The sequence below is a fragment of the Solwaraspora sp. WMMA2059 genome (assembly GCF_027497315.1).
Classification (GTDB): Bacteria; Actinomycetota; Actinomycetes; order Mycobacteriales; family Micromonosporaceae; genus Micromonospora_E.
Map to the genome: position 1 here is coordinate 3,238,570 of NZ_CP114908.1, position 19,927 is coordinate 3,258,496.

General features: G+C 72.3%; 19 protein-coding genes and 1 pseudogene. 4 read left to right on the forward strand and 16 right to left on the reverse strand.

The genetic code is table 11. From position 1 onward, the window contains the following. Positions 1–31: 31 nt before the first annotated feature. From sulP to O7553_RS14730, 3 genes are read right to left on the reverse strand one after another with little or no spacing between them, the layout of a single operon-like run. The gene (gene sulP, locus O7553_RS14720; RefSeq protein WP_281555355.1) at positions 32–1,807 is read right to left on the reverse strand and encodes a sulfate permease; all 1,776 of its coding nucleotides are present in this window, start codon (positions 1,805–1,807) and stop codon (positions 32–34) included. Further along, on the reverse strand, positions 1,804–2,391 hold the full coding sequence (locus O7553_RS14725) for a rhodanese-like domain-containing protein (protein ID WP_281555356.1): 588 nt from the start codon (positions 2,389–2,391) through the stop codon (positions 1,804–1,806). The genes sulP and O7553_RS14725 overlap by 4 nt, the downstream gene beginning before the upstream one ends. A gap of 40 nt (positions 2,392–2,431) precedes the next feature. Next, positions 2,432–3,760 carry an MBL fold metallo-hydrolase gene (locus tag O7553_RS14730; RefSeq protein ID WP_281555357.1) on the reverse strand — a complete coding sequence of 443 codons (1,329 nt, stop codon included), beginning with the start codon at positions 3,758–3,760 and terminating at the stop codon, positions 2,432–2,434. A 160-nt stretch (positions 3,761–3,920) separates the two neighbouring features. Between O7553_RS14730 and O7553_RS14735 the strand changes: the two genes are divergently transcribed. Further along, complete coding sequence (locus tag O7553_RS14735) at positions 3,921–4,190, forward strand: metal-sensitive transcriptional regulator (protein ID WP_281555358.1); 270 nt, start codon at positions 3,921–3,923, stop codon at positions 4,188–4,190. A gap of 87 nt (positions 4,191–4,277) precedes the next feature. On the opposite strand, the gene O7553_RS14740 is transcribed toward O7553_RS14735, so the two are convergent. The 3 genes and pseudogenes from O7553_RS14740 to O7553_RS14750 all read right to left on the reverse strand — a co-directional run bounded on the left by O7553_RS14740 (position 4,278) and on the right by O7553_RS14750 (position 7,733). Beyond that, positions 4,278–4,937, reverse strand: a complete 660-nt coding sequence (locus O7553_RS14740; protein WP_281555359.1) for a peroxiredoxin — start codon at positions 4,935–4,937, stop codon at positions 4,278–4,280. Positions 4,938–4,987: 50 nt separating this feature from the next. Further along, positions 4,988–5,803, reverse strand: a pseudogene (locus O7553_RS14745) (MBL fold metallo-hydrolase); the annotation flags it as partial. A 181-nt stretch (positions 5,804–5,984) separates the two neighbouring features. Next, entirely contained in the window at positions 5,985–7,733 is a 1,749-nt protein-coding gene (locus O7553_RS14750) for a PucR family transcriptional regulator (protein WP_281555361.1), read from the reverse strand. A gap of 39 nt (positions 7,734–7,772) precedes the next feature. On the opposite strand from O7553_RS14750, the gene O7553_RS14755 reads away from it, so the two are divergent. After that, the gene (locus tag O7553_RS14755; protein ID WP_281555362.1) at positions 7,773–8,579 is read left to right on the forward strand and encodes an RNA methyltransferase; all 807 of its coding nucleotides are present in this window, start codon (positions 7,773–7,775) and stop codon (positions 8,577–8,579) included. Here the strand turns inward: O7553_RS14755 and O7553_RS14760 are convergent. The 5 genes from O7553_RS14760 to O7553_RS14780 form a co-directional block, all read right to left on the reverse strand. Then, complete coding sequence (locus O7553_RS14760; protein WP_281555363.1) at positions 8,576–9,334, reverse strand: hypothetical protein; 759 nt, start codon at positions 9,332–9,334, stop codon at positions 8,576–8,578. The genes O7553_RS14755 and O7553_RS14760 overlap by 4 nt on opposite strands. 175 nt (positions 9,335–9,509) lie before the next feature. Then, complete coding sequence (gene tnpB / locus O7553_RS14765; protein WP_281555364.1) at positions 9,510–10,883, reverse strand: IS607 family element RNA-guided endonuclease TnpB; 1,374 nt, start codon at positions 10,881–10,883, stop codon at positions 9,510–9,512. Then, positions 10,880–11,461, reverse strand: a complete 582-nt coding sequence (locus O7553_RS14770; protein WP_281555008.1) for an IS607 family transposase — start codon at positions 11,459–11,461, stop codon at positions 10,880–10,882. The genes tnpB and O7553_RS14770 overlap by 4 nt, the downstream gene beginning before the upstream one ends. Before the next feature lie 72 nt (positions 11,462–11,533). Next, the gene (locus tag O7553_RS14775; RefSeq protein WP_281555365.1) at positions 11,534–12,673 is read right to left on the reverse strand and encodes an SPFH domain-containing protein; all 1,140 of its coding nucleotides are present in this window, start codon (positions 12,671–12,673) and stop codon (positions 11,534–11,536) included. Between the two features lie 47 nt (positions 12,674–12,720). Beyond that, a complete protein-coding gene (locus O7553_RS14780) occupies positions 12,721–13,179 on the reverse strand; it encodes an NfeD family protein (RefSeq protein ID WP_281555366.1) in 459 nt (152 codons plus the stop codon). Positions 13,180–13,350: 171 nt separating this feature from the next. Between O7553_RS14780 and O7553_RS14785 the strand changes: the two genes are divergently transcribed. Continuing rightward, on the forward strand, positions 13,351–14,649 hold the full coding sequence (locus O7553_RS14785) for a serine hydrolase domain-containing protein (RefSeq protein WP_281555609.1): 1,299 nt from the start codon (positions 13,351–13,353) through the stop codon (positions 14,647–14,649). A gap of 66 nt (positions 14,650–14,715) precedes the next feature. On the opposite strand, the gene O7553_RS14790 is transcribed toward O7553_RS14785, so the two are convergent. Beyond that, positions 14,716–15,540, reverse strand: coding sequence for a DUF3097 domain-containing protein (locus O7553_RS14790; RefSeq protein WP_281555367.1), 825 nt, complete (start codon positions 15,538–15,540; stop codon positions 14,716–14,718). Positions 15,541–15,660: 120 nt separating this feature from the next. Here O7553_RS14790 and O7553_RS14795 point away from each other — a divergent pair, with 120 nt between their 5' ends. Then, on the forward strand, positions 15,661–16,452 hold the full coding sequence (locus tag O7553_RS14795; RefSeq protein WP_123602363.1) for a hypothetical protein: 792 nt from the start codon (positions 15,661–15,663) through the stop codon (positions 16,450–16,452). Positions 16,453–16,494: 42 nt separating this feature from the next. On the opposite strand, the gene O7553_RS14800 is transcribed toward O7553_RS14795, so the two are convergent. From O7553_RS14800 to fabG, 4 genes are all read right to left on the reverse strand, one after another. After that, complete coding sequence (locus tag O7553_RS14800; RefSeq protein WP_281555368.1) at positions 16,495–17,274, reverse strand: HAD-IIA family hydrolase; 780 nt, start codon at positions 17,272–17,274, stop codon at positions 16,495–16,497. Next, complete coding sequence (locus tag O7553_RS14805) at positions 17,271–18,311, reverse strand: ferrochelatase (RefSeq protein WP_281555369.1); 1,041 nt, start codon at positions 18,309–18,311, stop codon at positions 17,271–17,273. The genes O7553_RS14800 and O7553_RS14805 overlap by 4 nt, the downstream gene beginning before the upstream one ends. Positions 18,312–18,363: 52 nt before the next feature. After that, a complete protein-coding gene (gene fabI, locus O7553_RS14810) occupies positions 18,364–19,131 on the reverse strand; it encodes an enoyl-ACP reductase FabI (protein WP_281555370.1) in 768 nt (255 codons plus the stop codon). A gap of 72 nt (positions 19,132–19,203) precedes the next feature. Beyond that, on the reverse strand, positions 19,204–19,911 hold the full coding sequence (fabG, locus tag O7553_RS14815; RefSeq protein WP_281555371.1) for a 3-oxoacyl-ACP reductase FabG: 708 nt from the start codon (positions 19,909–19,911) through the stop codon (positions 19,204–19,206). Positions 19,912–19,927: the final 16 nt, after the last annotated feature.

Here is a 19,927-nt window from a genome sequence, read left to right on the forward strand (position 1 = left end):
GACAATCGCTCCCGGAACATGGTCCGGCACGTCAGTACACCTCCTGCGGCAGGCGGGGCGTTGAGCCGGTGTCCGCGGTCCCGTCACCGCCGGTCGCCCCGCCTTCGCCGGTGGCGACGTCGACCGCGTCGGCCACCTCCGGATGCAGCTGCCCGGCCTCCCGCATCGTTGGCCACAGGCCGGAGCGGGTGAGCAGATCCCGCACCGGTCCCCGGACGGTGGCCAGGTGCAGCGCCACGCCCCGGCTGGCCAGCCGCTCCCGGGCCTGGGCCAGGGCGTGCGCGCCGTCGGCGTCGGCGTCGCCGATCGCGCTGGCGTCGACCACCACCGCTCGTAGGGATGTGCGGGTCTCGGCCAGCGTCAGCAGCCGGTCGGCGAGGTACTGCGCGTTGGCGAAGTACAGTGGCCCGTCGATGCGCAGCACCACCACCTGCGGATCGGTGACCAAACCCTGATAGCGGGCCACGTTGCGGAAGGTCGCGGTGCCGGGCACCCGGCCCAGCTCGGCGGTGTGCGGGCGGGCCGAACGGCGCAGGAACACCGCGAGGCTGAACACCACCCCGGCGGCCAGGCCCGGTTCCACCCCGGCGACCAGGGTGACCGCGAAGGTCAGCGCCAGGGTCAGCCCGTCGACCCGCCGGATCCGCCAGGCAGTCCAGGCGCCCCGGTAGTCGACCAGCCCGAGCACGGCGACCACGACGATCGCCCCGAGCACCGCCTTGGGCAGGTGGTGGAAGGCCGGGGTGAGCAGCAGCGCGGTCAGCCCCACCACGACGGCGGTGACCACCGACGCGACCGGGGTGCGGGCCCCGGCGGAGAAGTTGACCGCGCTGCGGGAGAACCCGCCGGCCACCGGAAACGCGTGGAAGGCACCGGCGGCGGCGTTCGCCGCGCCGACCGCGACGAGTTCGGCGTTCGGGTCGACGTGCTGGCGGGACCGGGCGGCCAGCGACTTCGCCACCGCGATGCCCTCCATGTAGCCGACCAGGGCGATCGCGATCGCGGCCGGCAGCAGGGCCCGCAGGTCGGCCAGAGCGACCGCCGGCAGGTCCGGGATGGGCAGCCCGCTCGGCACGTCCCGCAGGATCGGTACGCCCCGCCCGCCGAGCGCCAGGACGGTGCTGACCGTCGTGACGGCGGCGACGACCAGCAGCGCGCCGGGCACCTTCGGGGCGTACCGGCGCAGCAGGAGCAGCCCGGCGATGCTGGCCGCGGCCACCGCCACGGTCAGCGGATGGATCGTGGCGGCGCCGTGCCACAGGCTGGCCACGATGCCGGGCAGGTTCTCGGCGCGTTCGACGCGCATCCCGAGCAGGTCCTTGACCTGACTGGCGGCGATGACCAGCGCGGCGGCCGAGGTGAACCCGGACAGCACCGAGTGGGACAGGAAGTTCACCAGCGCGCCGAGGCGCAGCACCCCCATCAGGATCTGGATGGCGCCGACCAGCAGGGCCAGCAGGCCGGCGAGGGCGGCGTACCGCCCGGGGTCGCCGTCGGCGAGAGGGGCGAGCGCGGTGGCGGTCATCAGCGCGGTGATGGCGACCGGGCCGACGGCGAGCGAGCCGGAGGTGCCGAGCAGGGCGTACACCAGCACCGGCACGATCGCGGCGTACAGCCCGGTGACCGGTGGCATGCCGGCGAGGGCGGCGTACGCCATGCTCTGTGGCACCAGCATCACCGCGACGGTGAGGCCGGCGATCAGGTCGTGCCGCAGTGTGTGCCGGTCGTAGCCGCGCCGCCAGCCGAGGATGGGCAGGACCCGCGCCGGGCCGGTGCGCTCCTGGCGGGGGTACGCGGTGGCGGTCATCTCGCCGCGCCGGCCCGGCTGATCCGGGTGAGCGAGGCGTCGACGTCACATCCGGCGCCCTGGTTGTACGGCAGGCGGGCCAGCAGCATGCCCATCGCGCAGGTGTTGGTCAGCGCCGCGAAGGTCAGCCCGGCGCCGATGAGTCCGGCGACGTACCGGGCCGGTGGGTACCAGATGCTGGCCAGCACCGAGACCAGCACGATCCCGCCGGCGACCAGCCGCACCTGACGTTCCAGGCTCCACCGCTGACGGCCCCGGTTCACCGGGGCACCGGCGGAGATCCAGGCGTTCATCCCGCCGTCGAGCACGGTCGCGCCGTCCAGGCCGGCGTCGGCGAGTTTCGCGCAGGCCTGGTTGGCCCGGTTGCCGGACTGGCAGATCAGCAGGATCCGCCCGCCGGCGTCGGCGACGATCCGGTTGAGGTGGGCGTCGACCTGGTCCAGTGGCAGGTTGATCGCCCCGTCGATGTGAGCGGTCTCGAACTCGGCCGGGGTACGCACATCGACGACCAGGGTGTCGGGGTTGCCGGCCAGCAGTGCGCGGGCGGCGGGCACCTGGATGCTCGGGTTGGTGGTGGGGGGCATGTCGTTCCTCCGTGCGGTGGTCGGGGTCGTGCGGTGGTGGTCAGGATTCGGTGGTCAGGTCGGCGACGCCGGCGCCGCTGAGTACGGCGGGCCGGTGGCCGGCGCGGACCAGCAGGCTGGCGGCGATGGCGGCCCGTCGGCCGCTGCCGCAGGCGACCAGGACCGGTCGCTGCGGGTCGAGCTCGGCGGGGATGCCGTCGGTGACCAGGTCGGCGAGGAAGCGCTCGACCGCCCCCGGCCAGCTGGCCTGGGCCCGCTCGTTGGGCATCCGTACGTCGAGCAGTTGCGCGTCGGGCTGGGCCAGGCGCTGGCGGAAGTTGTCCAGGTCGAGCAGTTCGTAGCCGGGGCCGAGCTGGTCGGCGGGGGCCGGCCGGTGGACGCCCTGGACGGTGTCGAGACCGATGCGGGCCAGTTGGACGACGGCTTCGGTGACGTCCTGGTCGGGTTCGGCGACCAGCACGACGGGTGCGCCGTACGGCAGCAGCCAGCCGGCCCAGCTGCCGAAGTCGTCGGTGAGCTCGATGCCGACGGAGCCGGGCAGCAGGCCGGCGGCCTGGGCGGGCCGGGGCCGGATGTCCAGCAACCGGGTGTCGTCGGTGGTCGGCAGATCGGCGGCGGTGATCTCCGGGATCTCGACGGCCGGCATCGGCTCGCCGCCGCGCAGATTGGCCGGGCCCATGTACTGGTAGAAGGCCGGGATCGGCATCGGCTCGGCGAGCAGCCGGTCGGCGAACGTCTCCGGGTCGCCGATGCCGAGCAGCGGGTTGGTGTCGACCTCGTCGCCGATGGTGGAGGTGAACCGGCCGGCGCCGGTGGCGGTGCAGAATGAACCTTCACCGTGGGTCGGGTAGAGCTCGACGGCCCGGGGCAGACCGGCGAGGCGGTGCAGCGAGCCGTGTTGCAGCCGGGCCAGGGTGCGGGCCCGCTCGGGGCCGAGCAGATCGGGTCGGCCGGCGGAGGCGACGAGCAGGCTGCCGCCGGAGAAGACGGCGACCGGCTCGCCGTCGATCAGCACCAGGTAGCTGGTGTGTTCCGGGGTGTGACCGGGGGTGTGGACGGGGCGCAGGGTGAGGTTGTCGGCCTTGATGTCCTCGAGGTGGAAGGCGGGGGTGTGCCGGTAGGTCGGTGCCGCGCCGGCCGGGAGGACCAGTTCGGCGCCGGTCCGTCGGGCGATCTGCGGTCCGCCGGAGACGTAGTCGTTGTGCAGGTGGGTCTCCAGGACGAACCGCAGGTCGACGTCACGTTCGGCGGCGGCGTCGAGGAAGCGGTCGATGTCGCGCTGCGGGTCGACGAGCACCCCCTTGCCCTCGTGGACCAGCAGGTAGGACTGGTCGCCGAGGCCGGGGGTACGGAATGAGATGAGTTCCACGGGTGCTCCTCCGCTCTCGCGTATACCCCTGGGGGTATCTACAGACCCAGTATGTTCGAATGAACGGACATCTGCAAGTGATACCCCCGGGTGTATCGTGTAAACCCAGCTGGGCAGGCCCGAAGCACCAGCGGGAGACCCGAACCAGGAGGAACTCGCCATGCAGGTCGAGGAGAACACCACGGCGGACGTGGTGAAGCGGCTACGGCGGGCCGAAGGCCAGATCCGCGGCATCATCGCGATGCTGGAGTCCGGCCGGGACTGCGCCGAGGTGGTCACCCAGCTCGCCGCCGTCTCCCGGGCGCTCGACCGGGCCGGCTTCAAGGTCATCGCCAGTGGACTCGAACAGTGCATGGGCCCCGACGCCGACGTCACCGAGCGCAAGGCCAACCTGGAGCAGATGGAGAAGCTGTTCCTCTCCCTGGCCTGACACCGGAGCCCGACGGACCGGCCTGACGCCGGAGCCCGACGATCGCCGGGGCCCGGTGGGTCGCCGGGCCCCGGGCAGGTCGCCGGGTCAGCCCCGGTCCGGCCGGGTGGCCAGGTACCAGTCGGTCAGCTTGACCGTGTCGTCGGTCAGCCGCGCGTCCAGGTCGGCCTCGGTACGCGGCGCACCGAGCACCACGTCGTCACCGGATCGCCAGTTCGCCGGGCAGGACACCCCGTCGCGATCCGCGGTCTGCAGCGCGTCGATCAGCCGCAGGATCTCCGGAATCATCCGGCCGGCGTTCATCGGGTAGTACAGCACCGCCCGGACGATCTGCTCGGCGTCGATGACGAACACGGCCCGTACCGCCGCCGTGCCGGACGTGTTCGGGTGCAGCATCCCGTACGCGTGCGACACCGCCATGTCCAGGTCGGCGATGATCGGGAACGGGATCCGCACGCCGAGCTTGTCGTGGATCGACCGGGTCCAGGCCAGGTGGCTGAAGACCGAGTCCACCGAGTTGCCCAGCAGCGCCACGTCGCGGGCGGCGAACTCGTCGGCCAGTTCGGCGAAGCCGACGAACTCGGTGGTGCAGACCGGGGTGAAGTCGGCCGGGTGGCTGAACAGCACCAGCCAGCGGCCGGCGTAGTCGGCCAGCCGGACCGGGCCGTGGGTGCTCTCCGCCGCGAAGTCGGGTGCCCGGTCACCGATCAGCGGCAGCCGCGCAGCCGGGGTGGCAGTCTCGCTCATGGTTGTCGATACTCCTCAACTGGTAGGTGGGGATGGTCGCAGGCTCAGGCGGCGCCGACGGCCTGCCGGGCGGCGAACTCCGCCGGGCTCAGCGGCGTGGGTGCGGCGGTGACGTCGAACAGGGCGTGGTCGCGGCGGTTGAGCACCGCGTCGTAGCCGAAGTACGCCGGGGCGGCCGGCTGGCCGGCGGTGACGATCGCCAGGAGCTGTTCGGTGTCCATCGGGGCGCAGGCGTAGTTGGTGGCCCGCTGCTCGCCGATGGTCGACGAGCGTTCCGTGGACAGGTTCTTGCCGCAGGCCGATCCGGCGCCGTGGGCCGGGAAGACCCGCACCGGGTCGGGCAGCGCCATCAGCTTGTGCTGCACGCTGTCGTAGAGCATCCGGCCGAGTTCGTCGGCGGTGACGCCGAGCGAGGCGAGCAGGTCCGGCCGGCCGACGTCGCCGATGAACAGTGCGTCGCCGGTGAGTACGCCGTACGCGACCGGGTCGTCGGCGTGCTCGTAGACCAGGATGCTGATCGACTCCGGGGTGCGCCCGGGGGTCTCCATGATCTCCAGGGTCACGTCGCCGAGGCTGATCCGTTCCCCGTCGGCCAGCTTGCGGATCGGGTAGTCGGCCTCGGCCCGCCGGCCGTAGCCGATCCACGCGCCGGTGCGCGCGGCCAGTTCGAGGTGGCCGGCGATGAAGTCGGCGTGGAAGTGGGTGTTGACGACACCTTCGATGGTGAGGCCGTGCGCCTGCGCGTCGGCCAGGTACTCGGTCACGTCGCGGCGCGGGTCGACCACGACGGCGCGCTTCGTGGTCTCGTCGGCGATCAGATAGGACGCCTGGGACAGGCAGTCCAGGTAGTACTGGGCGAAGAACATGCCCGGGACCTCCTTCGGCGGGTGGTTCGTGGCTGCCGGATTCAGATCCCAACATACCCCGGGGGGTATGTACCGGCAGCGACTCAAGGGTCCCGAAGATTCAGGACCTTCGACCCGGTACGGCGCCGGACCTCCCGACCCGGCGGGGGTCTGGCCAGCGGGCGGTCAGGCCGGTGAGCGGTCAGGCCGGTGGGCGGGCCCGTACCTCGTCCAGCGCCAGCACCGCGACGTGCAGCGACAGGCACGCCTGCACCGAGTCCAGGTCGACGCCGAGAATCCGCCCCAGCCTGGTCAACCGCTCGTAGAACGCCGGCCGGGACAGGTGCACCGCCGCGGCCGCCGCCGACTTGTTGCGGCCGTGCTCCAGGTACGCCCGCAACGTCGCCAGCATCCGCTCCCGGGGATGACGGGCCTCGTACGCCAGCAGCGCGCCCAGCTCACGCTCGACGAACACCTGCAACCGGGGTTCCTCCCGCAGCAGGTGCAGCAGCCCGGCCAGGCCGACGTCCGGCAGCCGCAGCACCTGGTCGGCGCGGCGGTCCCGGCGGCCGGCCTCGGCCACCTGACGGGCCTCGACCAGGGTCCGCCGGGCCTCCCGGACGCTGTCCACCCCGCTGCCGGCGGCGACCACCACCGGCACCGGCTCGGACCGGCGCAACCGGTGCAGCGCGGCCAGCAGACCGTCCAGCGCCGGGTCCGCCGCCGTGGCGTCCCGGACCGCCAGCAGTACGCCGACCGCGTGCTCGTCCAACGGGCTGGCCAGACCGGTCAGCCCGGCTTCCCGCAACGCCAGGCCGACCGTCTCGGCCAGGTCGCGCAGCCGGGCCTGGACCGCCTCGGCGCTGTCCGCCGCCGGCACCGATCCGGCCCCGCCGGCATCGGTGGCCGCACCGGGCTCGGCACCGGAACCTGCGTCGCGGAACCGGACCGCAACGCCGACCAGGTGCCGACGGTCCAGGCCGACGCCGAGCGCCCGTGCCCGCACCGCCACCTCGTCGACCGGCTGCGACCCGTCCAGCAGCGCGGTCAGCAGCGTCCGGTGAATCTGCCGCTCCAGCCCTTCGGCGTCGCGGCGGATCAGCCGGCCGAGCGCCAGGGTCGACGCGGCCCGTTCGAGCAGGATCGACCACCGCAGCAGCGGACCGCCCGACCCGGTGGACCCGTCGGAGACACCCGAGCCGCAGGAGACACCCGAGCCGCTGAGACCGGCTGCCGGGCAGCGCAGCAGCAGCCGACCCCAGTCCTGGCCCCGGGCACCGACCATGGTCACCAGCCAACCGGTGTCCGCGTGGTACGCGGTACGCCCGGTCGGCTGGATCCGGCGCGAATGCTGCTCCCAGCCGTCCAGCAGCAGCCGGGGATTCTCCCCGACGCTGTGGTAGGCCAGCACCCGACGGGACAGGTTCTCCAGCACCACCGGCGCGCCGGCCAACTCGGCCGCCTGGCGTACCACCTCGGTGGCCTCCGCGCCCTCCACGGACAGCTCGGTGAACCGCTGATGGATCTCCTCGGTCGCCCGCAGCTCGGCCAGCTGGGCGTCCACGATCAGGGCGTGCACCGCCTCGGTGATCAACACGAACCGGGTCTCCCGGCGCAGCTCCACCAGCGGCAGCCCGCGCCGGTGCGCGGCCGCGACCATCGCCTTCGGCACCCCGCCGTGGTAGCGGCGGCCGAGCTCCACCACCAGGCCGGCGACGCCGACCTCGGCCAGGTCGGCGATGAAGGCCCGCACGCCGGCGTCGTCGGCGGGCAGCCCGATCCCGGTGGTCAGCACCAGCTCACCGCCGCGCAGCAGGCTGGCGATGTCCGGCACCTCGGTAACGTGTACCCAGCGCACCGGTCGGTCCAGACCCTCCTCGGCGGCGACCACCCGGGGTCCGCCGTTTCGCACCGGGTCGAGCGCCAGCACCTCACGGACGGTCGGGAACACCCGCAGAACGCTACCCCGGCGACCGGCACAATGCCCGGTGTGCCAACAACGGAGATCATGGACCCGGACGACGAGCGGATCGCCGACTACCGGGCGCTGACCGACGTCGAGCTGCGGACCCGGTGGGAGCCGCCGAACGGCCTGTTCATCGCCGAGGGCGAGCTGGTCATCGGGCGGGCCCTGCGGGCCGGCTACCGGCTGCGGTCGGTGCTGGTCGACGCCAAGCGGGTCGACCAGCTCGCCGACCTGCCGCCGGACGCGACGGTCTACGCGGCAACCCCGGCGGTGCTGGAGTCAATCACCGGATTCCACGTGCACCGGGGCGTGCTCGCCTCGTTCCACCGCCGGGCCCTGCCCAGCCTGGACGAGGTGCTCGACCGGGCCCGCCGGCTGGTCGTCTGCGAAGGGATCAACACGCACACCAATTTGGGTGCGCTGTTCCGCAGCGCGGCGGCACTCGGCATGGACGCCGTGGTCCTCTCCCCCACCTGCGCGGATCCGCTGTACCGGCGGTCGGTGCGGGTCAGCATGGGCGAGGTGTTCGCGGTGCCGTACGCCCGGGCTGCGGCCTGGCCGGCGGCGCTGGCCACCGTCCGTACCGCCGGGTTCCGGCTGCTCGCGATGACCCCGGCACCGGACGCGGTGCCGGTCCAGCGGCTGGACTCCGCGGCCCGGGCCCGGCCGGCGCTGCTGCTCGGCGCGGAAGGGCCGGGGCTGAGCACTGCGGCGGTCCAGGCCGCCGACGTACGGGTGGCCGTGCCGATGCGACGCGGCGTCGACTCGCTCAACGTGGCGACGGCGGCGGCGGTCGCCTTCTGGGAGCTGTGCCGCGACGACCCGGCTTAACGCGAGCTGGCCGGGGCGGTCGCCGGCACCTGGATGCTGGGCACCATCCGGCCGGCGGACCAGGCCAGGCCGATCCCGGCGGTCAGGGTGAGGACCGCGCCGACGGTCTGCAGCGGCCCGGAGAGCAGCCCGACGAGCCCGAGCAGCGGGGACGCGACGATCAGCAGCCAGCCGTCGAGCCGGTTGAACAGCTCCGAACGCAGCACCGCGGCACCGGCGAGCAGCCAGCCGAAGCTGTACAGTGCGGCACCGACCAGGGCGATCGACCGGGCCGACGTACCGTAGACGGTCGTGCCGTCGGGCAGCCCGACGAACGGCACCGTCAGTGCCGTACCTGCCAGGCCGACCAGCAGCGCCGAGACGGCGGTGCCCCGGCTGCGGGCGGCGGCGTGGATCCCAGCGATCGCGACCAGCGCAACCAGCCCCAGCCAGCTGGCGATCACCCAGGAGGCCAGGTACGCCGGCCGGCCGTCGACCAGGTCGGGTGCCGGGCCGCCGCCGCGCACTCCGCTCAGGCCGCCGATGCCGAACGCGATCGCGTACAGCGGCAACGTCCAGATGGCGACCCGGCTGAACCGGCGGATCGACCACGCCCAGGCGGCGTTGGTTGCCGGGCCGGCCGGGGTGTTCTCGGGTGCGGCGGCGGCTACCACGGCGACACCGGCGTCGCTGCGGGAGACCACCCGTACCGGGCCGGACCGGCCGGCGTTGGACGCGGTGGTCCGGGGTCGGGTGTTCCTGACGGCACGCGTCACGGTGTCGCCTCCCCGCGCTGCGGGGCCCGCACCGGGCCCCGTCGGCTGTGCTCACTGACCGACCGATCGTGACAGCCGCCGACAGCGGTACGCGCGGGTTCCTCGGATTTCAGCCGGTCGGGTCAGCCGGCCCGGCCAGCGCCGGCCGGGCCGGATCGGGTCCTGCCGTTACCTCTCAGTGGGCTTTAGTGAGCGCACGGTTGGTAGTCCTGCCTTGCGGTAGGACGGTCCCGGTCTGATCCGCTTGAGCGGTGCCGGGTTCACGCTTCACGGCCACCTGCCCGCGTGTGCGGGTCTTCTGGTCGGCTCCACGTGCTGCCACCGGGCCACTCCCGGCGGTTGCCGCCGCAAGGGCGGCCAGGTTCACAGCGGCGTTGCGGTCACGGTCGATGACTAGACCGCACGCCTCACACCGGTATTCACGCTCGGACAGGGCCAGCTTGGTTTTCACCGTGCCACAGCCCGAGCAGGTCTTACTGGACGGGTACCAGCGGTCGGCCACCACAAGCCGGCCGCCGTTCCGTCCGGTCCTGTACGCCAACTGGCGGCGGATCTCCGCGAATCCGGCGTCGGCGACGTGCCGGGCCAACCGCCGGTTGCGCAGCATGCCGGTGACGTTGAGGTCTTCCACCACAACGGTGCCGTACGTCGTGGCGAGCCGGGTGGTGAGCTTGTGCAGCCCGTCACGGCGCAGATGAGCGACCCGGGCGTGAGCGCGACCGAGCCGGCTCGCGGCCCGTTCCCACCGCTTCGAGGGACGTCGTCCGGTACGCCGGTCCGGGCCCTGCTTGCGCGACAGCGTCCGGCCGAGCGCATGCATCCGTTGCCGCGCGGCCACGAGGTGGCGCGGGTTGTCGACCAACTCGCCGGTGGACAGCACCGCGAGATGCCGGATACCGACGTCCACACCAACCACCGAGCCGGGTCGGGCCGGGCTGCGTTCGGCGCGTTCGACCTCGACGGTGAACGACACATGCCACCGTCCGCCATCACGACGCACTGTCGCGGACATGATCCGGGCGGTGCCGGCTTCAATACGGCGGGCGAGCTTGCGGGCGGACTCGTGCAACTTCAACCGGCCCAGCCGGGGTAGCACCACGTGCATCCGGTCCGGTTCGACCCGGATCGCCCCGGTGGTGAACCGTACGCTGGGCGTGGTACGGCGGCGGGACTTGAACCGGGGGAAACCCGACGGCCGACCGGCGCGTTTCCCGCTGCGGGAGTCAGTCCAGTTCTTCAACCCGCGAGCGAGCGCGTCGAGACCGGTGTTGAACGCCTCCTTCGACACCTCACCCCACCACGGCGCGACTTCGGGCTTCGCGGCGTTCCATGCCTTCCGAAGACCGGCCAGCGACCAGGACAGTGACGGCGTCAGCAACTCGTCTGGTACGCCGTAGGAGCGTTCGGCGATGCGCTGGTCCATGACCGCCTTGACCTTCGCGAGCGCCCAGTTGTGGGCGAGCCGGGCGGCCCCAGCGTGTGCAAGGACGTCGCGTTCCTGGCGCGAGGTGAGGTCGAGGGCGAACCGGTACGCCTGGATCGTTTTCACGCCGGGCCACTCTCGGTGGCGGCTTCGACCGCCCGGCGGGCACGGTTCGCGCCAGCGCGACGCCCGTACAGGCGGGCGCACAACGACGTCAGGATCTCCGTCACGTCGCGGACCAGATCATCGTCGACCTCAGCCGGGTCGACCACCAGCAGTCGGCGGCCCTGCGCGGCCAGCGCCGCCTCAACGTACTCGGCCCCGAACCGGGCGAACCGGTCCCGATGCTCAACCACGATCGTTGCCACCTTCGGGTCGCGCAGCAGCGCGAGGAACTTCTTGCGGTGCCCGTTCAACGCGGATCCAACCTCGGTCACCACCCGGTCGACGCCGAGTTTCCGCCCGGTGGCCCACACGGTGACCCGGGCGACTTGCCGGTCCAGGTCGGATTTCTGATCGGCTGAGGACACCCGGGCGTACACCACGGTCTGCCCCGTCTCGGCCGACGTGCCGGTGACCGGCTCACCGACCATGATCAGTCGACCGATCCGGTAGGTGGGAACAGGCAGCGTCCCGGCTGCGTACTGTCGCCGAGCGGTGATGTACGCGATGCCGGTCGACGCTGCCCACTCCTTGAGGTTCACGCGAGCATCATAGCAGCTTCAAGAGCGCCATAGATGCCCGGAGCGCCAACAGTCAGCTACCCCGGCTACAGGTCAGCCGCGTTCGGCCTGCGGGCGCTGCTGCTCGGAGTTCAGCTCGCCGAGCAGCTCGGACGCGGGCACCGGCTCGGGCGCCGGCAGCCCGGCCGGCCGGGCCTTGGCGCCGCCGGCCGCCGTACCGCCGCTGGTGACCTGCTCGGCGGCCCGCACCTCGTCGTTGACCCGCTGCGCCTCGGCGGCGGCGGCCTCGGCGGCCTCGGCCGCCTCCCGCTCCACGGCGCTGGAGTCGACCTGCTGCGACGGCGCGTCACCGACCATCTGGCTGAGCCCACCGAGCGCCCCGCCCAGACCTTCGAGGGCCTTGGTCAGCTCGGCCGGGACGATCCACATCTTGTTGGACTGGCCGTTGGCGATCTGCGGCAGCGCCTGCAGGTACTGGTAGGCGAGCACCTTCTGGCTCGGGTTGGCCTGGTGGATGGCGTCGAAGACGGTCCGGATCGCCTTCGCCTGGCCTTCGGCCTGCAGGATCCGGGCCTGCCGGTCACCGTCGGCGCGCAGCACGGCGGCCTGCTTCTCGCCCTCGGCACCGAGAATCTGCGACTGCTTGTGCCCCTCGGCGGTGAGGATCGCGGCGCGGCGGTCCCGCTCGGCGCGCATCTGCTTCTCCATCGAGTCGCGGATGCTCGGCGGCGGCTCGATCGCCTTGATCTCCACCCGGGTCACCTTGATGCCCCACCGGCCGGTGGTTTCGTCCAGCACGCCGGACAGGTGCTGGTTGATCTCCTCACGGCTGGTCAGCGCGCGCTCCAGGTCGAGCGAGCCGATGACGTTACGCAACGTGGTGACGGTGAGCTGCTCGATCGCCTGCAGAAAGTTGGCGATCTCGTAGGTGGCGGCCCGGGGATCGACGACCTTGAAGTACAAGACGGTGTCGATCGACACCACCAGGTTGTCCGAGGTGATCACCGGTTGGGGCGGGAAGCTGACCACCTGTTCCCGCATGTCGACCTTGGCCCGTACGGTGTCGACGAACGGGACGAGCAGGTTGAGACCGGGCGTCAGGGTGCGCTGGTACCGGCCGAGCCGTTCGACCAGGTCCATCCGCTGCTGCGGGACGATCCGCACCGCCCGGATCAGGGTTATCACTGTGATCAGAGCGACCGCCCCGACCAGCACCGCGATCACTAAGTCCATCGTCGTTCACCTTCTCGGCTCGGGAAATTCATGCCGGCTCGGGGTGTTCATGCCGGTCCGCCGCCGGTGACGTCGTCCCGCCAGACCAGCGCGGTGACGCCCTTGACCTGGATCACCTGTACCCGTTCGCCAGGGGCGAAGACCTGGATGCCGTCATACGAGCGGGCGCTCCACAGCTCGCCGTCGATCTTGACCTGGCCGCCGTCGGCATCCACCCGCTCCAGCACCAGCGCCGAGGCGCCCTCGATCGCCTGCACGCCGAACGGCTCCTCGCCACCGCTGAGCGCGGACTGCCGGTGCCGCTGGATGGCCGGCCGGACGGCGACCACGGTCAGCGCCGACACCGCGGCGAAGACCAGCGCCTGGGCGGCCACCGGGGCACCGAGAGCGGCGGCGAACGCCGCGGCGAACGCGCCGGCGGCGAACATGACGAGGAACAGCGTCGCGGTGAATAATTCCGCGACCGCCAGTACGACGCCCAATACGATCCACAGGACGGGTTCCACACACCGATCGTGACATGTATGCGCACCACCGGCGACCCTCGGACCGACAAATCGGGCAGCCATTAGTGAGTCGGACCAATACGGCCACCCTAAGTCACGATCCAACCCACCTGAGTCACGAGCAAGGAGCATGTAGGCGTGTCCGCACCCCTGTCCCCCGACACCATCAGCATGATCGACACTGCGGTCGCCGAGACCCAGTCGAACGGCCGGGCACCCTCCGTCGTCCTCGGCGTGCTCCGGGACCGGCGGCTGGTGCACATCGCGTCCGCCGGTGACCACCCGTCACCCCACCCCGACCTGCAGTACCGGATCGGCTCGATCACCAAGACCTTCACCGCCACCCTGGTGCTGCGGCTACGCGACGCCGGCCGGCTCGACCTCGACGACCGGCTCCGCGACCACCTGCCCGACGCCCCGTTCGAACGGATCACCCTGCGCCAACTCCTCGGCCACGCCGCCGGCCTGCAACGCGAACCGGACAGCGACACCTGGTGGGAACGCAGCACCGGCACCGACGTCGCCACTCTGCTGGCCGGGCTCGGACCGGACAAGATGGCCTTCCCGCCGCACCGCACGTACCACTACTCGAACCTGGCGTACGGGCTGCTCGGCGCCGCCCTGCACCGGATCACCGACACGCCGTGGAGCGACCTGGTCGCCACCGACATCCTCGGACCACTCGGCATGACCCGCACCACCTACCACCCCACCGCCCCGTACGCCGCCGGCTACGTGGTGCACCCGTGGCACGGCACGCTGCGCGAGGAGCCGCGTACCGACACCCGGGCGATGGCCCCCGCCGGCCAGCTCTGGTCCACCGTCGCCGACCTCAGCCGGTGGGCGGCGTTCCTCGCCGACCCGGACCCGGCGGTGCTGGGCCCCGACACGATGGCGGAGATGTGCCTGCCGGTGGCGATCAACGACCCGCAGCGGTGGACCGGCGGCCACGGGCTCGGCCCCGAGCTCTACCGGGTCGGGGAGCGGGTCTTCGCCGGCCACGGCGGCTCGATGCCCGGCTACGTCGCGCTGCTCGCCGTGCACCGTGGCACCGGCACCGCCGTGGTGGCCTTCGCCAACTCGTACGGCTTCGCCCGGGGTACCATCCGCGAACTGGGGCTGCGGGTACTGGCCGGGGTGCTGGACCGGGAACCGGTCGCGCCGCGTCCCTGGCGACCGGGCACCCTGCCGCCGCCGGAGATCGACGCTGTCTGCGGCCGGTGGTGGTGGATGGGACGGGAGATGCAGGTTTCCTGGGACGCCGACGCCGCCGAGCTGGTCCTCACCCTGCTCGGGCCGGTCCAGCCGGTGACGTCGCGGTTCGCCGCGCTGGGCGCGGACCGCTGGCAGGGCCGCAGCGGCGCCCAGCAGGGCGAGATCCTCACCGTACGGCGCGGACCGACCGGCACCCCGACAGCGCTGGACCTGGCCACCTTCGTCCTTACCCGCGACCCGGACGACCCCGGCTGACCGGACGACCCCGGCTGACCGGACGACCCCGGCTGACCGGACGACCTCGGCTGACCGGCCGCCGGCTCACTGCGGCGGTACGGTGACGAAGTCGATCAGCCGCTCCATCGCGTTGATCAGCGGCGTCTCCACGTCCTGGTAGCTGTCCACACTGGACAGGATTCGACGCCACAGCTGCGCCGGATCGGCCACGCCGACAGCCGCACAGACGCCTTCCTTCCACGGCTGTCCGGGTGGGATCCGGGGCCACTGCCGCAATCCGATCCGGTCCGGTCTGACCGCCTGCCACACGTCCACGTACGGATGCCCGGTCACCAGGACGTACGGCGAGGTGACCGCGGCGACGACCCGGCTCTCCTTGGACCCGGGGACCAAATGGTCGACCAGCACGCCAAGCCGGCGCTGCGGTCCGGGCGCGAAACCGGCCACCGCAGCGGCCAGCCCGTCGATGCCGTCCAGCGGTTCGACGACGACGCCCTCGACCCGCAGGTCGTCACCCCAGATCCGCTCGACGAGCGCGGCGTCGTGCACACCCTCCACCCAGATCCGACTGGCCTGGGCCACCCGGGCCGGTCGGTGGCCGACCGCGACCGAACCGGAAGCGGTGCGCTGCCGCTGCCGGGGCGCGGCGGGTGCCCGGGGCGGCCGGCGCAGCGTCACCGGCTGGCCGTCCAGCAGGAAACCGGCCGGTGCCAGCGGAAAGTGCCGTCGGCGACCGTGCCGGTCCTCCAGTGTCACCGCGCCGGATTCGAAACCGACGACCGCGCCGCAGAAACCGGAGTCGGCGTCCTCCACCACGAGGTCCGGCTCGGCGTCGACCTCCGGCACCACCCGACGGCGGCGCCAGTTGCCCGCCAACACGTCGTCGCCGTACCGCTGGTCACCACCCACGTCCGGCAGGCTAACCGCACCGGGCGACGGTGGCCCGCCGACGCGCCGACCGGACACCCCGACGGGGACCTGCCGCCCGGTGTCGAGACAACCGACAGCGCGGCACGTACCCTAGCGTGCATGTCCCCCGCAGCAGGCGCGGCGACCCTCGCGACGCGCCGCTCCAGCCGCTTCGTGGCCTGGGTGCGCGCATGGCGCGCCGGCCTGGTGCCGTACGACGAGATCGCCGACGAGATCGCCGGCGACGAGGAGCATCTGGTCGCCGACGCACCCGGTGCCTGGACCGACCTGCCGTTGCGCGACGCGCTGTCCTGCTTCGCGAAGCTGCCACCGGACGAGATCCGGCTGGCGTTGCCGGCCCCCGGCGACCCACGCGGTCTGCCCGGTCCAGGTGAGTTCACCGGCGCCGCGCTGCTGGCCGGCGAGGCGGTGGTGGCCCGTGGGCTGGGCGTCATCCCCGAGGTGCGCTCACACACGTCCGGTTCCGGGGTCACCTTCGAGACGGTGCTGTGGCGGATCTACCCGCTGCCGCAGGAGCTACCCGCCGCCGGGCACGCCGGGCCGAGCGCCGCCGAAGCCGAGGCCGAGCTGTCCACCGCACTGGCCGAGACGACCACGGCGCTGACCCGGCTGGACGTCGCGCACTGGCGGCCGGAGCTGGCCGGGGCGCTGGCCGCGCTGCGCCGCCCGGACGGCGGGATGGACCTGCCACCCGGCTTCGATCCGCGGGCTCGCCGGCTGTTCGCCCGGGCCAGCGTGCTGGACCAGGTGCTGGCGCTCGCCGAGCACGTCGCCCCCGGCGGCGCCGTCAACGGCTACGAGGCCCAGCAGCGCGACGCCGCGCTGCGGCCGCTGACCACTGCCTGCCGCCGGGCGCTGGTCGCCGCCTGCAACGCCCCGCTGCGGCCCTGACTGCCGAGCGCGGCCGGACGCCCCGACCAGATCTCGTCTCGATCAGATCTCGTCGATCAGGTCGGCCACCGACGCGACGATCCGCGACGGCCGGTACGGGTAGCGGTCGATGTCGGTACGGCTGCTGATCCCGGTGAGCACCAGGATCGTCTGCAGCCCCGCCTCCAGCCCGCACAGCACGTCGGTGTCCATCCGGTCACCGATCATCGCGGTGCTCTCCGAGTGCGCGTCGATCGTGTTCAACGCCGACCGCATCATCATCGGGTTCGGCTTGCCGACGAAGTACGGCTCCACCCCGGTCGCCTTCGAGATCATCGCCGCGACCGAGCCGGCCGCCGGCAGCGCGCCCTCGGTCGACGGCCCGGTCGGGTCCGGGTTGGTGCAGATGAACCGGGCACCGCCGTTGATCAGCCGGACCGCTTTGGTGATCGCTTCGAAGCTGTAGGTGCGGGTCTCCCCCAGCACCACGTAGTCCGGGGCGTAGTCGGACAGGATGTAGCCGACCGCGTGCATCGCCGTGGTCAGCCCGGCCTCACCGATGACGTACGCGGTGCCACCCGGCCGCTGGTCGGCGAGAAACTGCGCGGTAGCCAGCGCCGCTGTCCAGATCGCCTGCTCCGGCACGTCGAAACCCATCCGGGTGAGCCGGGCCTGCAGATCGCGGGGGGTGTAGATGGAGTTGTTGGTCAGCACCAGGAACGGTTTACCGGAAGCGCGCAACCGGTTGATGAACTCCGGCGCACCGGGGACCGGTTGGCCCTCGTGCACCAGCACACCGTCCATGTCGGTCAGCCAACTCTCGACGGGCTTACGGTCGGTCACGAGGATCTCCGGGGGGTGGAAGAGGCAATGCAGCAGTTCACCGGGCAGGTGTCCCAGACCGGCAGCGTACCGAGCCGTACCCGGGTGAGGGCGCCGTCCGGGCGCAGCCGTTCCGACACCAGGTCCCGGACCATCGACACGAAGGCCGGGTGGGTGCCGGGGCTGGCCGCCCGGGCGTACGCCAGACCGAGCTCCTTGGCGGTCGCCGCGGCCTCGGTGTCCAGGTCCCAGACCACCTCCAAGTGGTCGGAGACGAAACCGATCGGACTGACCACCACTGCGTCGACCCCCTGACCGGCGAGTTCCCGCAGGTGGTCGTTGACGTCCGGCTCCAGCCAGGGCACCTGCGGCGGCCCGGACCGGCTCTGCCAGACCAGGTCGTACGGCAGGTCCGGGGCGGCGTCGGCGGCGACCAGCCGGGCGGTCTCGGCCAGCTGGGCCTGGTAACGCCCGCCCTCCGGGCCGGCAGCGGCCGCCGCGCTGGTCGGGACCGAATGGGCGGTGAACACCAGCCGGGTACGCCGACGCAGCGCCGGGTCGATCGTGTCCAGCGCGGCCCGGACCGCTTCGACGTGTGGACCGACGAACCCGGGGTGATCGTGGAACTGCCGCAGCTTGTCGATCACCGGGGCGTCCGGGCCGACCGCCGACCGCGCCGCCGCGATGTCCTCCTGGTACTGCCGGCACGACGAGTAGCCGCCGTAGGCGCTGGTGGCGAAGGCGAGGGCGCGGCGGACCCCGTCGTCGCGCATCCGGGCCACCGTGTCGGTCAGCATCGGATGCCAGTTGCGGTTGCCCCAGTAGACCGGCAGGTCGAGCCCGTGGGCGGCGAAGTCGACGCGGATCGCGGCGAGCAGCTCCCGGCACTGCTGGTTGATCGGCGACACGCCGCCGAAGTGCTGGTAATGCTCGGCGACCTCGGCCAGCCGTTCCGGCGGCACGTTGCGGCCCCGGGTCACGTTGCGCAGGAAGGGCAGCACGTCCTGCGGACCTTCCGGGCCGCCGAACGACAGCAGAACCAGTGCGTCGTACGCCATGGGCCCTATTGTTCCTGGTCGGGCCGGGCCGGGCGGCGGCGCATCCCGAAGATCAGGCGCCGATGGCGTGGAAGCCGCCGTCGACGTGCACGATCTCACCGGTGGTCGCCGGGAACCAATCTGACAGCAGCGCCAGGCAGGCCCGCGCCGCCGGCTCCTGATCGGTCAACTGCCAGCCCAGCGGCGCCCGCTCGGTCCAGGCCTGCTCGAAGGCCTCGAAGCCGGGGATCGACTTGGCCGCCATGGTGCGCAGCGGGCCGGCGGAGACCAGGTTGCTGCGGATGCCCTTCGGTCCCAGGTGCAGCGCCAGGTAGCGGGACGCGGACTCCAGGCCGGCCTTGGCGACCCCCATCCAGTCGTAGACCGGCCAGGCCAGGGTGGCGTCGAAGGTCAGCCCGACGACCGCGCCGCCGGGACGCATCAGCGGCAGCGCCGCCATCGCCAGCGACTTGTACGAGAAGGTGGAGATGTGCAGCGCGGTGGCGACGTCGTCCCAGGGCGCGTCGAGGAAGCCGCCACCGAGGCAGCTCTGCGGGGCGAACCCGATCGAGTGCACCACCCCGTCGAGGCCGTCGACGTGTCCGGCAACCTTGTCGGCCAGCCCGGCCAGGTGCTCCGGGTTGGTCACGTCGAGCTCGATCACCGGCGCTTCGGCCGGCAGCCGCTTGGCGATCCGCTCCACCAGCGACATCCGGCCGAACCCGGTGAGCACGACGGTGGCACCGTTCTCCTGGGCGAGCTTCGCCACCGAGAAGGCGATCGACTGGTCGGTGATGACGCCGGTGACGAGCAGCCGCTTACCGGCCAGCAGTGCGGACACAGGTTTCTCCGTTCGGTGTTTCGTAGCCAGGTCGGGTCGGTGCGGTGTCACAGGTCGGTGCGGCGTCGACGGTCAGTGCCCCATGCCGAGGCCGCCGTCGACGGGAATGACCGCCCCGCAGATGTAACCGGCGGAGTCGCCGGCGAGCCACGTCACCGCGGCGGCCACCTCGTCGGCGGTGGCGAACCGACCGGCCGGGATGGCCTTGCGGTACTCGGCCTTGCGCTCCTCGGGCAGCGCCGCCGTCATGTCGGTCTCCACGTAGCCGGGGGCGACGACGTTGGCGGTGATGTTGCGTCCGCCGAGTTCGCGGGTGATCGACCGGGCCATGCCGACCAGGCCGGCCTTGCTCGCCGCGTAGTTGACCTGACCGGGCGAGCCGAGCAGGCCGACCACCGACGAGATGAAGATCAGCCGGCCCCAGCGGGCCCGCAGCATCTTCGTCGAAGCGCGCTTGGCGCAGCGGTACGCGCCGGTCAGGTTGGTGTCCAGCACCGAGGTGAACTGCTCCTCGGACATTCGCAGCAGCAGCGTGTCGTCGGTGACGCCGGCGTTGGCGACCAGCACCTCGACCGGCCCGAGCTCGGCTTCGACCGCGCCGAAGGCCTGGTCGACCGAGTCGGCGTCGGTGACGTCGCAGCGTACGCCGAACAGGCCGGCCTGCTCGGCGAAGCCGGACCGGTAGGTGACCGCGACCCGGTCGCCCTGCTTCGCGAACGTCTGCGCGATCGCCAGGCCGATGCCCCGGTTACCGCCGGTGACCAGTACGGTGCGGGCCACGTTCCCCCCTCGTCGT